Origin of the sequence: Marinicella litoralis (assembly GCF_002591915.1) — a bacterium.
GTDB classification, from domain to species: Bacteria; Pseudomonadota; Gammaproteobacteria; order Xanthomonadales; family Marinicellaceae; genus Marinicella; species Marinicella litoralis.
Genome location: NZ_NIHB01000004.1, coordinates 160680 through 175160, shown reverse-complemented (window position 1 = coordinate 175160; position 14481 = coordinate 160680). Strand labels below are relative to the sequence as shown.

Annotated in this window: 12 protein-coding genes; all 12 read right to left on the bottom strand. The window is 40.8% G+C overall.

Annotated elements, in window-relative coordinates:
• Positions 1-2: 2 nt before the first annotated feature.
• Genes dnaE through uppS form a run of 12 tightly spaced genes read right to left on the bottom strand, consistent with a single transcriptional unit; the run spans position 3 to position 14472 of the window.
• Positions 3-3458, bottom strand: coding sequence for a DNA polymerase III subunit alpha (gene dnaE / locus CCS90_RS12430; protein ID WP_099019894.1), 3456 nt, complete (start codon positions 3456-3458; stop codon positions 3-5).
• Positions 3458-4027 (bottom strand): ribonuclease HII, encoded by a 570-nt coding sequence (gene rnhB / locus CCS90_RS12425; RefSeq protein WP_099019893.1) that lies wholly within the window; start codon positions 4025-4027, stop codon positions 3458-3460. Before rnhB ends, dnaE begins: the two co-directional genes overlap by 1 nt.
• Positions 4021-5163: a lipid-A-disaccharide synthase gene (gene lpxB / locus CCS90_RS12420; protein WP_099019892.1), complete on the bottom strand. Its 1143-nt coding sequence runs from the start codon at positions 5161-5163 to the stop codon at positions 4021-4023. The genes rnhB and lpxB overlap by 7 nt, the downstream gene beginning before the upstream one ends.
• Positions 5163-5933, bottom strand: a complete 771-nt coding sequence (gene lpxA, locus CCS90_RS12415) for an acyl-ACP--UDP-N-acetylglucosamine O-acyltransferase (RefSeq protein WP_099019891.1) — start codon at positions 5931-5933, stop codon at positions 5163-5165. Before lpxA ends, lpxB begins: the two co-directional genes overlap by 1 nt.
• The gene (fabZ, locus tag CCS90_RS12410; protein WP_099019890.1) at positions 5930-6382 is read right to left on the bottom strand and encodes a 3-hydroxyacyl-ACP dehydratase FabZ; all 453 of its coding nucleotides are present in this window, start codon (positions 6380-6382) and stop codon (positions 5930-5932) included. The genes lpxA and fabZ overlap by 4 nt, the downstream gene beginning before the upstream one ends.
• Positions 6375-7388, bottom strand: coding sequence for a UDP-3-O-(3-hydroxymyristoyl)glucosamine N-acyltransferase (gene lpxD, locus CCS90_RS12405; RefSeq protein ID WP_099019889.1), 1014 nt, complete (start codon positions 7386-7388; stop codon positions 6375-6377). Before lpxD ends, fabZ begins: the two co-directional genes overlap by 8 nt.
• A gap of 12 nt (positions 7389-7400) precedes the next feature.
• Positions 7401-7910, bottom strand: coding sequence for an OmpH/Skp family outer membrane protein (locus CCS90_RS12400; RefSeq protein WP_162846862.1), 510 nt, complete (start codon positions 7908-7910; stop codon positions 7401-7403).
• 12 nt (positions 7911-7922) lie between these two features.
• A complete protein-coding gene (gene bamA, locus CCS90_RS12395) occupies positions 7923-10397 on the bottom strand; it encodes an outer membrane protein assembly factor BamA (protein WP_099019887.1) in 2475 nt (824 codons plus the stop codon).
• A 29-nt stretch (positions 10398-10426) separates the two neighbouring features.
• On the bottom strand, positions 10427-11794 hold the full coding sequence (rseP, locus tag CCS90_RS12390) for an RIP metalloprotease RseP (protein WP_099019886.1): 1368 nt from the start codon (positions 11792-11794) through the stop codon (positions 10427-10429).
• Positions 11791-12975: a 1-deoxy-D-xylulose-5-phosphate reductoisomerase gene (dxr, locus tag CCS90_RS12385; RefSeq protein WP_099019885.1), complete on the bottom strand. Its 1185-nt coding sequence runs from the start codon at positions 12973-12975 to the stop codon at positions 11791-11793. The genes rseP and dxr overlap by 4 nt, the downstream gene beginning before the upstream one ends.
• The gene (locus CCS90_RS12380; protein WP_143751559.1) at positions 12972-13778 is read right to left on the bottom strand and encodes a phosphatidate cytidylyltransferase; all 807 of its coding nucleotides are present in this window, start codon (positions 13776-13778) and stop codon (positions 12972-12974) included. The genes dxr and CCS90_RS12380 overlap by 4 nt, the downstream gene beginning before the upstream one ends.
• The gene (uppS, locus tag CCS90_RS12375; protein WP_099019883.1) at positions 13759-14472 is read right to left on the bottom strand and encodes a polyprenyl diphosphate synthase; all 714 of its coding nucleotides are present in this window, start codon (positions 14470-14472) and stop codon (positions 13759-13761) included. Before uppS ends, CCS90_RS12380 begins: the two co-directional genes overlap by 20 nt.
• Positions 14473-14481 lie beyond the last annotated feature (9 nt).

Here is a 14481-nt window from a genome sequence, read left to right as displayed (position 1 = left end):
CATTAATTTTTGGTTAAAACTTGTTGAATGGATGGTTTGGTCAAAGCCTCCAACAGCAGTGAATAGGAAGGTCTGATCTTGTAAGTTTCGGACAGTTTCAAATTGACTTTTTGTCCTGTTTTTTTATAGTGCACATACAACTGTGCCTTGCCTTTGCCATGTTTCTCCAATAATTGTTTGATGTCCTCAGACAAACGATCACTGTTCTTTTTACTGACAAAACAAATTCGATCACAGTACAGTGCCACCGCCTCTTCAACACTGTATAAATGACTTACCGAAGTCACAAAAACTTCATTGTCGGCCTTACCTTCTTTGCCTTTAAAGGTTTTCATTCCCGCAGTTCCTTCAATGAATATCATTGAATGGGTCTCTAACAAGGGCTGGTATTCATAAAACACTTGTTCACTTAAGTTAAATTCAAAAACCCCAGACTGATCAATGATGCTTACTTTCATTTTGCCTCTGAACCCAGGTCTGACAGAAGTCACCAACCCCAATACTCGAAACTCCTTGGTGGTGGCATTTTTGATGTTCATTTGATGAAATTTTGCCAATTTAAATGTCGTTACATGTGATAAACAACTGGCGGCAAAACGCAATGGGTGGTCGGTTAAAAAGGTGCCCGTTACCGACTTTTCAGCCAATAGTTTATCCAATTGGTCGTCCTCAGCAACTTCTGGTAACTGAATCGACTGATAGGACGTGTTGCCAGTAACACTGCCAAACAAATCAAACTGACCGGAATCCCGGTCTTTACTCATTTGATCAGCGGCTTTTACCACCCTGGCCATCCCATCCAATAATTGTCGACGATTGGCATTCAGTTGATCAAAAGCACCGGCTTTAATCAACGCTTCCAATGTTCGTTTATTGACTTTTCTCAAATTAACTCGGGTACACAAATCTTGAAAAGACTCGAAGCGACCGTCTTTTTCACGTGACAGTACAATTTCCTCTATCGCACCTTCACCGACCCCTTTGATGGCACCCATGCCATAAATAATGGCCCCATCTTTGGCTTTGAACTTATAGACTGATTCATTGACATCCGGTGCTTTGACTTCGATCTTAAAACTGCGTATATCGAACAGTTGATTAACCACTTTTTCTGTATTGTCCATATCTGCAGACAGTACGGCTGCCATAAAATGAACGGGATAATGCGCCTTTAAATAAGCAGTTTGATAGGAAACCAAGGCATAAGCGGCAGAATGCGATTTATTGAATCCATAGCCGGCAAATGTTTCGATTTGAGAAAATATTTCTGCGGCCAAATCACCGTCCACATCACGCGCAACAGCACCATCGATAAACACTTGTTTTTGTTGGGTCATGACTTCAACAATTTTCTTGCCCATGGCTTTACGCAAAATATCTGCGCCACCCAAGGTAAAACCCGACAAAACTTGGGCAATTTGCATCACTTGCTCTTGATACAAAATAACCCCATAAGTTGGCTCAAGGATATCAACCAAGCTGTCATGCATATAATTGGGGGTGTCTAAACCATGTTTACACTTAACATAGGTATCTACCATGCCCGAATCCAAGGGTCCTGGACGATACAAAGCCACCAATGCAATGATGTCTTCAAAACTGTCTGGCCGCAGACGACCAATCAATGATTGCATGCCGGAAGACTCGAGCTGGAACACCGAGGTCGTTTTGGCTGAGCGCAACAAGGCAAATGTTTTCTTGTCATCAAGTGGAATGGTATCAATATTAAGCTTTTCACCGGTTTCACTTTCAATCGATTGCAGTGCCCAATCGATGATAGTCAAGGTACGTAAACCCAAAAAGTCAAATTTAACCAGACCAATAGATTCAACGTCGTCTTTATCAAATTGAGAAACCACAGACTGTGAACTTTCCTCAACATAAACGGGACAAAAGTCACTGATTGCACTGGGTGCAATCACTACCCCTCCAGCATGTTTACCCACATTCCTCTTTAAACCTTCCAACTTCAAAGACAAATCAATCACTTCTTGGGCTTCATCGTCTTCTTCATACAACTGAGACAATTCAGGGGCTTTTTTTAACGATTCTGTTAGGGTGATACCTAAATCATTTGGAATGAGCTTAGCAATGCCGTCAACCACCGGATAAGGGTAACCCAATACACGTCCGGCATCTCTGATCACTGCTTTGGCCGTCATGGACCCATACGTAATGATTTGACTGACTTTTTCCTTGCCATATTTATCTGACACATATGCAATCACTTCATCTCGTCGATCCATACAAAAATCAACGTCAAAATCAGGCATCGAAATCCGTTCAGGGTTCAAAAACCGTTCGAACAGCAACTCATATTTTAAGGGGTCCAAGTTGGTGATCTTTAATACATAGGCCACCAGTGAACCGGCACCTGAACCACGTCCAGGACCAACTGGAATCAAATTGTCTTTGGACCATTTGATGAAATCAGAAACGATCAAAAAGTATCCAGGAAATCCCATGTCTAAAATGACTTTCACTTCATGATCCAGACGATCATGATAATCCTTTTCGCTGTAGTCGGGGTCTGGTCCATGGGTGGCCAAAAATTCATTTAAATTATTTCGACACAATTTCTCAAAATAGCTTTCAATGGTTTCACCTGCAGGAATTGGAAATTCCGGCAAATAATAATCTTTGAAATTAAAATCTAAATTACAACGCTGCGCAATGGCATAGCTGTTTTCAACCATGGTTGGAAACTGCTCAAACAATTCTGACATCTGTTCAGATGATTTAACATACTGTTCAACCGTATAATCTTTGGGTCGCTTAGGATCAGCCAGAACATTACCCCGATTGATGCAAATTCTGGCTTCATGTGCATTGAAATCATCTTCATCCAAAAACCTACATCGCCCCGATGCGACCATGGCAACTTCTTGGTGAGCTGCCATATAAATAACAGCCGAGTTGACTTGTTTTTCTTTGTTGCGTCCGATTTCAGCAATGGCCATGTAATAACGATCGCCAAACACTTGTTTCCATGAAACCATGGCAGCCGCTGCCAAATCTAATTTTTGATTGACAACATTAACCCCAATGTCACTGAACATACTGTCAGCCAAGACAATCAGGCCCTCATGGTGTTCCTTGATGAATTCTTGACTGATACAGGGCTGATGTTTGTTGTTTCTGTTGTATTGTGCGTGTGAGATGATTTGACTTAAATTCAAATAGCCAGCACGGTTTTGGCACAACAAGGTCAACTCAAAAACCAGTTCAGGATCATTTGGGTCTGTGACCCAAACATCGGCACCTATGATTGGTTTAATACCCGCTTTTCTTGCTGCATTAAAAAATTTAATGGTGGCAAACACATTGTTCATGTCTGTGATGGCCACTGCCGGCATATTGAGGTCTTTTATTTTGCTGATCAATTGTGGTATTTTGATGGTTGAATCAACAATCGCATACTCTGTGTGGAGGTTCAAATGGATAAAAGACTGTTGCATTATGAGTACAACTCCATTTGTAACAAGTTTTTAACCGGTGCAAATGTTTTTCTGTGGTGAACACAGGGACCCAATGAATTCAATGCAGCCAAATGTTGTTGGGTGCCATAGCCTTTGTGTTGTGCAAAACCATAATCTGGAAATTCCTTATCTAATTGAATCATCAAGTCATCTCGAGCTGTTTTGGCCAAAATAGAGGCTGCACTGATGGCTGCAATTTTTCCATCACCACCCACTATGGCCTCGGCTTGGATTTTGAAGTCGGGTGTTTTGTTACCATCAACCAATATTTTATGGGGTTCGATATGCAATGCACTGACTGCATTTTTCATGCCTAACATGGTGGCTTGAAATATATTAATTTGATCAATTTTATCCACTGAAATATGAACCACTGACCAGGCCAATGCCTGCGCTTTGATGTTATTCACCAATAGCCTGCGTTTCTTTTCTGACAGTTTTTTTGAATCATCTAAACCATCAATCGCTCCTGCCAGGATAACCGCAGAAACTGTAACAGGTCCAGCCAATGGTCCTCTGCCTGCTTCATCTACGCCTGCGATCAACATTTGTTTTCCATAAAAGCCATCACTGTCAAAGCCGCTTGGTTCGGTGATTCAGCCAATAAGCTTTGGTGAATTTGAGTGAATGTCTCGACCGTTTGTAAACTGTCTTGTTGATTGATTACTTTTAAACAAGCTTGTGAAAGGTTTTCAACCGTTAAATTATTCTGCATCACTTCTGGCACCAAAAAATCACCAAAAAGTACATTGGGTAAAGAGTAATATGGCAATTGCATCATTTTAAAAGTATTAACAATAAACCATGTCATTGCAGAAATTTGATAGGCCACTACCATGGGTGTCTTACATAACATGGCCTCTAATGCCACCGTTCCAGAACCCAACAAAGCAAAATCAGCAGACTTCAACAACGCTGTGGTATCAGACACCCACTCAATTTTAACGCCATGCTGTACCGCAATGGACTGTACCAGATCAATTTTACCTCGATTTACATTGCTGCTGTAAATAGTCCATTCACCAGACAACTGCATGTGCTTGATGGCATCACAAAAGATTGGCATCAGCTTATTAATTTCTCGGTTCCTGCTACCCGGTAATACTGCCAAGACTTTGGTTTCGCTGGCATTGATTTTTTCTTTGGCTGCGACTTTGTCAACCACCAATGGAATTGATTTAGCCAATGGGTGACCTACAAACTCAGCTTGTATCGAGGTGTTTTTGTACAAAGCAGGTTCAAAAGGAAACAAGGTCAAAAGACATTCGATATATTCTGCCATTTTATATACCCGCTTGGGTCGCCATGCCCAAACGGAAGGGCTGACATAATGTACAGTGGGGATACCCAGTTTTTTTAAGCTTTTGGCGATTGAAAAATTCAAATCTGGGGAATCCACACCAATAAACACATCTGGTTCGAATGTAACAATGTCCTTTACAATTTGTTTTTTTATTTTCAACAAACGTGGTAAATCTTTCAATACTTCCGCCAATCCCATGACTGAGAATACTTCATTGTCTTGAATCAAAACCGCTTGGGTCTGTTTGATTTTGTCACCACCAACCGCAATGATTTGTAGATCGGAATGTAACCGTTGTAAGTCACGAATTAAGTCAGCACCAATCATGTCACTGGAAGCTTCGCCAGCCACCAAAGCGATTTTGAACACTGGTTTGGGCATCAACGTATGATGCTGCGAGATGATTTCTGGATGAAATCAACCATCATTTTTACATCTTCCGATTCTGTGGCCATTTGTTCCAGCTCGTTCATCGCTTGTTCTAATTTAAGGTCTGATTTATACAATGTACGGTAAGCGGCTTTGATGGCCGCGATTCTTTCTTTGCTGAAGCCACGCCTTTTTAAGCCTTCAAAATTGATGGCACGTGGTTTGGCTGGGTTACCTTGGGCCATCACAAAGGGTGGTAAATCTTTTTGAAAACCTGAATCCATGGCTGAAAAAGCATGAGCGCCAACTCGACAAAATTGATGCAACTTGGTGAAGCCACCTAGGATGGCATAATCATCAACATGTACATGACCTGCCAGTGAACTACAATTGGCAAGTATGGTGTGATCACCCAACACACAATCATGGGCGATGTGTACGTATGCCATGATCCAATTGTCACTGCCTACTCTGGTTATGCCTTCATCATCTACAGTGCCGCGATTGATGGTTACGTATTCGCGGATGGTGTTGTTGTCACCAACGATCAATTGAGTTGGTTCATCAGCAAACTTTTTGTCTTGTGGGTCTTCACCAATTGAGGCAAATGGGTAAATGGTATTACCTGTGCCTATCTTGGTGTGATTAGCCACCACCACATGTGATTTCAAGACACAGTCATCACCAATTTCGGTGTGATTTTCAATGATGCAATAGGGCCCAATTTTAACATTTTTACCAATAACGGCATTGGGATCTATGATGGCTGTTGGATGAATCATTTACTTTTCTCTGCGCACAGCAATTCTGCTTTGGCCACTACTTTTCCTGCCACTGAGGCTTTACATTGATACAGGGTCATGTTCTTAATGACTTTCTTGATATGACATTCAAATTCGACTTGGTCACCGGGCACCACGATTTGAGTGAATTTGGCTTTGTCCACTTTGACCAAATAAAACAAAGCGTCATTGGCCAAGCCATCACGAGACAACTGAGTGAGTACACCAGCTGCTTGGGCCATGGCTTCAATCACCATCACACCAGGCATCACTGGGTGATTTGGAAAATGACCTTGAAACTGAGGTTCATTGAATGTCACATTTTTTATTGCTTTAATCCATTGGCCCGCTTCATAGTCCAAGACCTTGTCTACCAATAAAAAAGGATATCGATGGGGCAGCATCTCCATGATTTGTTCCACACCAATACTTTTATTTTGATCAGTCATTTAATTTTTTCTCCAATTGATTTACTTTACGGGCAATTTGATCCAATTGTCTGGCTCGTACTGCATTTTTACGCCACTGTTTGGTTGGTTGTAAAGGTGACACAGAACTATAAGAACCTGGTTCTTTGATGGAATTTGTTACCAATGCCATGGCTTGGATGGTGACCCCATCACAAATTTTAATGTGCCCAACAATACCGACACCACCACCAATCAAACAATTGCGTCCAATCTCAGTAGAGCCTGCAACAGCAGTACAGCCGGCAATCACCGTGTGATCTCCTATGATGACATTGTGACCAATTTGAATTTGATTGTCTAACCTGACATCTTGTCCCAAAACAGTATGTTCTATGGCACCACAATCAATGGTCGTATTGGCACCAACTTCACAATCATTACCAATCACCACCGCGCCAGTTTGTGGTATTTTAACCCAACCACTTTTGTCTCTTGCTAAACCAAACCCATCTGCACCTATGACCGCACCAGGATGCAAAATTACCCTGTCGCCGATGACACAACCTGGTTCAATCTTTACTCCAGATTTAATCACACAAGCCTCGCCAATCACTACGTCATCCGCAATCGATACATGAGATTCGATGGTTGTTCCTGCACCAACACATACAGATTGATGCAACACTGAAAAAGCACCAATCGATACATTTTCACCCACTTCAACACCCGCTTCAATAACAGCAGTTGGATGAATTTTAGCTACAGGCCTTTGTTGTTTTACAAACAGCTGAGCAACATAAGCAAAAGTAACGTATGGGTTGTCTGAAATCAAGGCATTGCCCTCATAGTCTGCTGCCATCTTTGCAGTCAGAATAACGGCACCCGCTTTTGTACCTGCGAGGAATTTGGTGTAACTTGGATTGGCCAAAAAACTGATTTCATTGCCTTTGGCATGTTCCAAAGTAGCCACTGCAGTTAATGCCACTTCTCCATTACCTTGATAAGTTAATTGTTGCGATGTCGCCAGTTCAGCTAAGGTTTTCATGGATTCATCACCTTATTGGCCTGATGAATAGTCTGACCTGAGTTGTAGTAAAATTTCATCTGTTATGTCAATTTTTTCGTTGGCATACAAAATGGCATTGATCAATATGGCATCATAGCCATTTTGTTCTGCATAAGTGGCTACCACTCGTTTGATTTTATTTTGCACTTCATCTACCAACTGAGAATTTCTGATGGTAATGGCATCTTTCAAATCTTCCTTGGCACGTCGAACTTGTCGATCTAATATCCTGGCCCTTTCTTGTAATTCCGCCAATTTATCCGGAGTCATGAAATTGCCTTCTTTGCTGATGCTGTCTTCCAACAATTTTAAGTCACTGGCTTGTTGTGAAATTTTATTATTTTGATCTTCAAACTCCGCAGTTAAGGTTCTGTTGGCATCTAAAATCTGCGGAGAATTGTTAATCAATGCATTCATATCAACATAACCAATTTTACCTTCAGCATGAGCCACTCCAGCCAACAAAATAAGGCCAAAGAAAAAGGGGAAAATTGGTTTCATTGAATACATTATTTAGAATGTATTCCCAAATGTAAACTGCAAGCGCTCTGTTCTGTCCAGTTTATCTTTATTAAATGGGTATGCATATGAAATAACGATGGGTCCGACCGGTGCTTGCCACTTCAAGGCAAACCCAGTTGCCATGCGCAATTCACGTGCTTCAAACGAATCGACATCATCAAATACGTTGCCCACATCAAAGAACCATGCCAATCGAGCGGCATTGCTGCTGTCTTTAGCAAACGGTGTAGGGAAAACAATTTCTGCCGATCCAACTACCTTGAATGCACCACCAATTGGATCGCCTGATCTTGATGTGGTTGGTAATCCAAGCTCTGACTGTAATACACCGCCTACTGATGATTTAGGTCCAAGGGTGTTGTCATCATAGCCTCTGACTGAACTCACACCGCCGGCGAAAAAGTTTTCAAAAAATGGTAAACCGTTCGTGTTGCCATAACCATCTCCATAGCCAAGTTCTCCCCTGAGTGACAAGGTCAATTTATCAGTCAATGGAAACAAGATGTTTTCTTTGACATTGATTTTATAAAACTCAGCGGTACTGCTTGGTAATGAAGCTTCAAACCCAATTGAATGATAAGCGCCTCGTGTCGGGTTGAAATACCTGTTTCTGCTGTCTCTGGCCCACCTGGCTTGTGCTTTGAATAAACTAAATGCCCTGCGATATTGAAGTGGTACTTGAATGGTTTCACCATCTTCACCAGTTGCCGGAGGAATGATTTCATCAGGGAAACATTGTTCTGTTAATCGGGGTAAATCCTCATCATTTTCTGGTCTAAGGACACGATTGAAACAGCTGTATGCATAACCACCTAGGGACAACAAGTCATCGACAATGGCTTGAGCAGTAAAGCTTTCATTGGCACGCAAAGAAATCCGTTCATAAGCTAAATTGGTGTAAATGCGATCGTATTCAGTGATTGGGAAACTGGCTTGCACACCCAAACTACCGTTGGTTGAGTTGTATTGCGCGATGTTCGCATCACCTTGATTGATGTTGGTGAAATTCATGGTGTAACCCAGAGAGATTCCATCATCAGTAAAATATGGGTTTTCATACAACAAATTCAATCGTTTATAAAAATCAGATGTATTCACCGCAACTGATAAGGTGTTTCCTGTTCCTAATAAGTTCTGTAATGAAACACTGGTAGAAAAATTCAAGCCACTGACTTGAGAGAAACCTAAGCCAAAGGTGAATTGGCCTGAGTTGCGTTCTTTCACCGTGACATTGACATCAATCTGATCATCAGTCCCTGGCACTTGTTCGGTTTCAATGTTGACTTCTTCAAAATAAGGTTTTTGTTGCAGTCGCAGTTTAGAACGGTCAATCAGCACTTGTGAAAACCAGGCACCTTCAAACTGACGCATTTCACGACGCAGCACTTCATCTTTGGTTTTGGTGTTTCCAATGAAGTTAATTCTTCTTACATAAACTTTTTTACCAGGTAGCACAAAAAAGGTTACATCAACTGTTTTGTCATCTTCATTGGGCTGGGTAATGGGTTGAATTTCGGCAAAAGCATAACCACGATTGGCCAAAACAGCTTTCAATGTGGTGTTGGTCATTTCAATTTTATTTTGGGAAAAAATACTGCCTTCTGAAGTGATCAAGTACTTTTCCATGATGCTTTTATCAAAAATCAAATTACCAGTCAGTTCCTGTTTGCCAAATTTGTACTGATCACCTTCTTGAATATTTGCGGTCAAATAAATGTCTTTTTTATCATTACTGATGGTTACCTGAACAGATTCCACTTCGGCATTGACATACCCGCGATCCAAATAATAAGACTTTAGTTTTTCCAAATCACCATTGAGTTTTTCTTTTGAATATTGATCATCTTGAGAATACCATGACAACCAGTTGGATGTGTCGGATTCAAAAGCATCGATCAATTCCTCGTCAGAAAAAACGGTGTTACCAACAATTTTAATGTGTTTAATTTTAGCTGATTTTCCTTCATCAATATTGATGTTTACCATCACTCGATTGCGATCCAATTCTTTGACATTGGTATCAATTTTTACATTGTATTTTCCGCGTGAGAAAAATTGTGTCACCAACTCATTTTTAACCTTATCAAGTTCCAACTGGTCAAACACCTCACCTTCTGACAGGCCAATGCTGTTCAAACCCTGCATCAATTCCTCAGTTTTGATGCTTTTGTTACCACTGATTCTGATGGTAGCGATGGCAGGACGCTCATCCACTTTTACAATCAATACATCATTTTCACGTAACATTTTCACATCGTGAAAATAACCGGTAGAAAACACGCTTTGGATGCCATTGCGAATGGTATCAGCATCCACCACATCTCCCCTTTCTATGGGCAAATATGAAAATATGGTGCCATGGGAGATTCTGTCAGCGCCTAGAATTCGGATGTCGCTCACAGTGAATGGATCAAATGCTTTTACATTAAAAGATAAAAGCACCAAAAGTAAAATTAGATTTCGCATATATTATTGATTATTGTTTTTTCTGTATTTTAAGACACTGACCTTAAAATGTCGTTATAAAAAGCTAAAGACATCAAAGAAATTAAAAGAAACATCCCAATAAATTGGGCTCTTAACTCAAATTGTTGACTTAGCGGCGAACCTTTTATTTTTTCAAACATTAAAAACAACATTTGCCCACCATCCAACATCGGCACTGGAAGTAAGTTAATAATGCCCAAACTGAGACTTACCAAAGCCAAAAAAGACAAGTACCAAGAAAATCCCCTTGAGGCTGAATCATTGGCAACTTGAGCAATGGTAATGGGTCCAGATAAGTTTTTTAATGAAGCCTTGCCTGAAACCAATTTCCACATCATTTCCAGTGATTTACTGGTGATTTTATTGATTTGATGAAAAGCTTGAGGAATGGATTCCAAGGGCCCATAGGACAATGAAAAGAACAGACTTCTGTAGTATTCAATTTCATTCTCTGCAGGCAATTGTGCTGTGATACCCAATACCATGCGACTGTCGTCATTCGGATCAGGGATTAAACCTGGCACTTCGATTGTTATATTTTGTTGATTTCTTACCACATCAAGCTTGATGGGTCCGCTCTTGATGGCAGCAATTATTTCAGTCACCTGGTACCAATCCTTCACTGCTTGGTCATTTATTTTTGTGATCAGGTCTTTGGTCATCAATCCAGCTTTGGCTGCCGGCATGGATTCATCCAATTCCCCCATGATTGCAGGCATGGGCACACGATAAGCCTGTAATCCAATGTAATCTATCAATTCTTCCTCAGCCACACTGGCTGGTATTTGTGACAGAGCCAAAGTTCTGTTTATCCGGGTATTGGATGCGGTTGATACTTCAACCACGATATCTTTGCGATCAATGCCTGATGTGATTAGGTGTAATGATACATCTGACCAAGTCCTGATTTCCTCACCATCAATATTTTTTATTTGGTCCTTATTTTGGAACCCTGCACTTTGCATTAATTTGGTTGGATCTGAAATCGTCGGTCTGATTTCATTTTTACCAACCACAAACATCAGCCAATATAAGGCAAATGCCAATATAAAATTGAATGCGGGTCCGGCAAACATGATTAAAAACTTTTGCCAGATGGGTTTCTGGTTATAAGTAGCCTCCAAGTCATCTGGATGCACTTCACAATCTCTGGTATCCAATAATTTAACGTAACCACCCAAGGGAATTGGTGCTATGGCAATTTCAGTACCTTGCTTATCAAACCTTGACCATATGGGTTTTCCAAAACCGACACAAAACCGCAGTACTTTAACTTTGAATAATCGAGCCATCCAAAAATGACCCAACTCATGAAAAGTAACCAAAACACCCAATGTAATGATTAACCAAAATATGCTGCCTAGGAATGTCGTCATGATTGATGATTTGTTTTTTGTTTAATGAGTGTGTTTGTTTGAGTTCTTACTTGTTGATCCAATTGTAACAATTGTTCCATGGACTCAACGGCTTCGATGTCAATTTGATTCAACATTCTATCATTGTATTCTGCGATTTGGTTGAAACCAATTCTGCGATTCAAAAACGCATCCACAGTCACTTCGTTGGCCGCATTCAATATAGCAGGTGCAATACCGCCAAGTGAAATGGCATCTCTGGCCAATTGTAAGCATTTAAACTTTTGACAATCAGCGGCAACAAATGTCAAAGAGCCAATTTCCAATAAATTCAAAAAATTGGCGTCATTTTTCAAACGTTTGTCTACACCCAATCCATATGAAATAGGAATTTGCATGTCTGGATTGCCCATTTGAGCAAGTACCGACCCATCGATAAAGTTCACCATAGAATGGATAATGCTTTGTGGATGAACCAATACATTGATGTCATTGTTAGGCATGTTAAATAACCAATGGGCTTCAATGATTTCTAATCCTTTGTTCATTAAAGTTGCAGAATCGACTGATATTTTGGCGCCCATATCCCACTTGGGATGAGCCACCGCTTGTTCTGGTGTGATGTGTAAAAATTCATTTTCTGGTTTTTGCCAAAATGGACCGCCAGAAGCCGTTAATGTAATGCTGTTAACATCCGCGGGTCTGACACCCACTTGGTATTGTTGACCCAAACATTGATATATGGCATTGTGCTCTGAATCCAATGGTATGATTTTAGCACCAGATTTAGCTGCCAATGACATCACCAAATGGCCTGCAGATACAATGGCTTCTTTATTGGCTAATAACAGTGTTTTACCAGCAGCAACGGCAGCCAAAACAGAAGGCATCCCGGCATTTCCGACAATGCCAGCCACCACCAAATCAACAACCGATTCAGACACCAGTTGATCTAAACAAGCTGTGCCATAGACGACTTTGGTTTGGCAATTTTCTAATTCAGACTTGACACTGACATAGGCAACTTCATCCGTGATCACAACATATTCAGGAAGGAATTCTAGTGTCAGCTTAACTATTTTTTTAACATTGGTGTGAGCGGACAAGCTGTGGATTTTAAATTGATCAAGGTGTTTGCGAATAACGGCCAAGGTTGAATCACCAATTGACCCTGTGGCACCCAATACAGAAACTTGTTTCATAAATAGTTAAGCAAAATGAAATACAGCGGAGCTGCTGCAATCAAACTGTCAAAACGGTCGATGAAGCCACCATGCCCCGGTAAGAGGTTCGAACTGTCTTTAATTTTGGCCTGCCTTTTACCTAAACTGGCTGCCAAATCACCCACCACTGAGAACAAGGCAATCGGAACCATAATCATAACGGCATGGGTCCATTCAATGGCTAAAAACTGGCTAACAACAATAGCATACACAGCCACCAAAATTTGTGCTCCAATCACACCTTCCCAAGTTTTACCTGGGCTGATATTAACCGCTAATTTATGCTTGCCAAAGGTTTTACCACTGATGTACGCACCAATGTCAGCTACCCATATCAATAGAAACAACGACAATGTCCACCAATTCCCTTGCTCCAAATTAAACAATTGAATCATACTGAGCGAGAAAAGCAGAATAGCCAGAGCACCCAAAACACCTTTGATTAATAATTGAATCGTCGTATTTTGATAACCCCATTGGTGTTTAAGCAACCACAACAAAGCCAATACCCAAATAACGACGTAGAGCCAAAACCAAGCTTTTACATCCAAGGTCAACTGATGCCACAAAAACAAGGTCAATACGGTAATGACAATGCCATTGATTAATGCCAGAGGTGCTTTAATTTTATTGATTTTCAACCATTCAAAGGTTGCTGCGGTTTGAATGACGCCAACCAATAATAAAAACCAATACAGGTTGCCATAAATGACTATGGCCAATAAAAGGGGGCCTAATAATAAAGCCGTTATAATTCTTTGCTTAAGCATTGATTTGTTCACTGGTTTTCCCAAACCGGCGTTCTCTTTGGTTGAACTCACAAATCACTTGTTCTAACTGTTTGGCTCCAAAATCCGGCCACAATGTATCAGTAAAAAATATTTCAGCATAAGCGATTTGCCACAATAAAAAATTTGAGATGCGGTGCTCTCCACCAGTCCTGATTAAAACATCAACAGCAGGGGCATTGCCTAACGACAGGTATGCGTTGAATTGATTTTCATCAATGGCATTGACATCAAGCTCGCCACTACACACTTTTTGAGTCATGGATTTTGCGGCATTCAATATATCCCACTTACCACCGTAGTTAACAGCGATATTTAAGTTTAATTGAGTGGTGCTGGGTTTTAACTGGCTAACTTCTTGCATCTTAGCCTGTAATTTATCGGAAAACCGAGAAAGGTCTCCAATAAAATTTTGCTGCACGCCTTGTTCCAGTAATTCAGGCGTTTCTTTTTTCAATGAACGCATGAACAATTCCATCAAGCGCTGAACTTCTTTTTCAGGTCTGGACCAATTTTCACTACTGAATGCAAACAGGGTCAAGTTGGGAACACCCATTTTTACACAGGCTTCAATCACTGCACGAACTGATTTAACACCAGCTTGATGTCCAAATGTCCTTGGACGTTTACGATGGGTAGCCCATCGCCCGTTTCCATCCATGATTATGGCGATGTGCTTTAAATTCATTGGGTTGAT

What these genes read in the sequence shown, in the direction of transcription:
- dnaE (WP_099019894.1), bottom strand. Translation starts at nt 3,458, where the DNA reads ATGCAACAGTCTTTTATCCATTTGAACCTCCACACAGAGTATGCGATT.
- rnhB (WP_099019893.1), bottom strand. Translation starts at nt 4,027, where the DNA reads ATGTTGATCGCAGGCGTAGATGAAGCAGGCAGAGGACCATTGGCTGGA.
- lpxB (WP_099019892.1), bottom strand. Translation starts at nt 5,163, where the DNA reads ATGCCCAAACCAGTGTTCAAAATCGCTTTGGTGGCTGGCGAAGCTTCC.
- lpxA (WP_099019891.1), bottom strand. Translation starts at nt 5,933, where the DNA reads ATGATTCATCCAACAGCCATCATAGATCCCAATGCCGTTATTGGTAAA.
- fabZ (WP_099019890.1), bottom strand. Translation starts at nt 6,382, where the DNA reads ATGACTGATCAAAATAAAAGTATTGGTGTGGAACAAATCATGGAGATG.
- lpxD (WP_099019889.1), bottom strand. Translation starts at nt 7,388, where the DNA reads ATGAAAACCTTAGCTGAACTGGCGACATCGCAACAATTAACTTATCAA.
- CCS90_RS12400 (WP_162846862.1), bottom strand. Translation starts at nt 7,910, where the DNA reads ATGAAACCAATTTTCCCCTTTTTCTTTGGCCTTATTTTGTTGGCTGGA.
- bamA (WP_099019887.1), bottom strand. Translation starts at nt 10,397, where the DNA reads ATGCGAAATCTAATTTTACTTTTGGTGCTTTTATCTTTTAATGTAAAA.
- rseP (WP_099019886.1), bottom strand. Translation starts at nt 11,794, where the DNA reads ATGACGACATTCCTAGGCAGCATATTTTGGTTAATCATTACATTGGGT.
- dxr (WP_099019885.1), bottom strand. Translation starts at nt 12,975, where the DNA reads ATGAAACAAGTTTCTGTATTGGGTGCCACAGGGTCAATTGGTGATTCA.
- uppS (WP_099019883.1), bottom strand. Translation starts at nt 14,472, where the DNA reads ATGAATTTAAAGCACATCGCCATAATCATGGATGGAAACGGGCGATGG.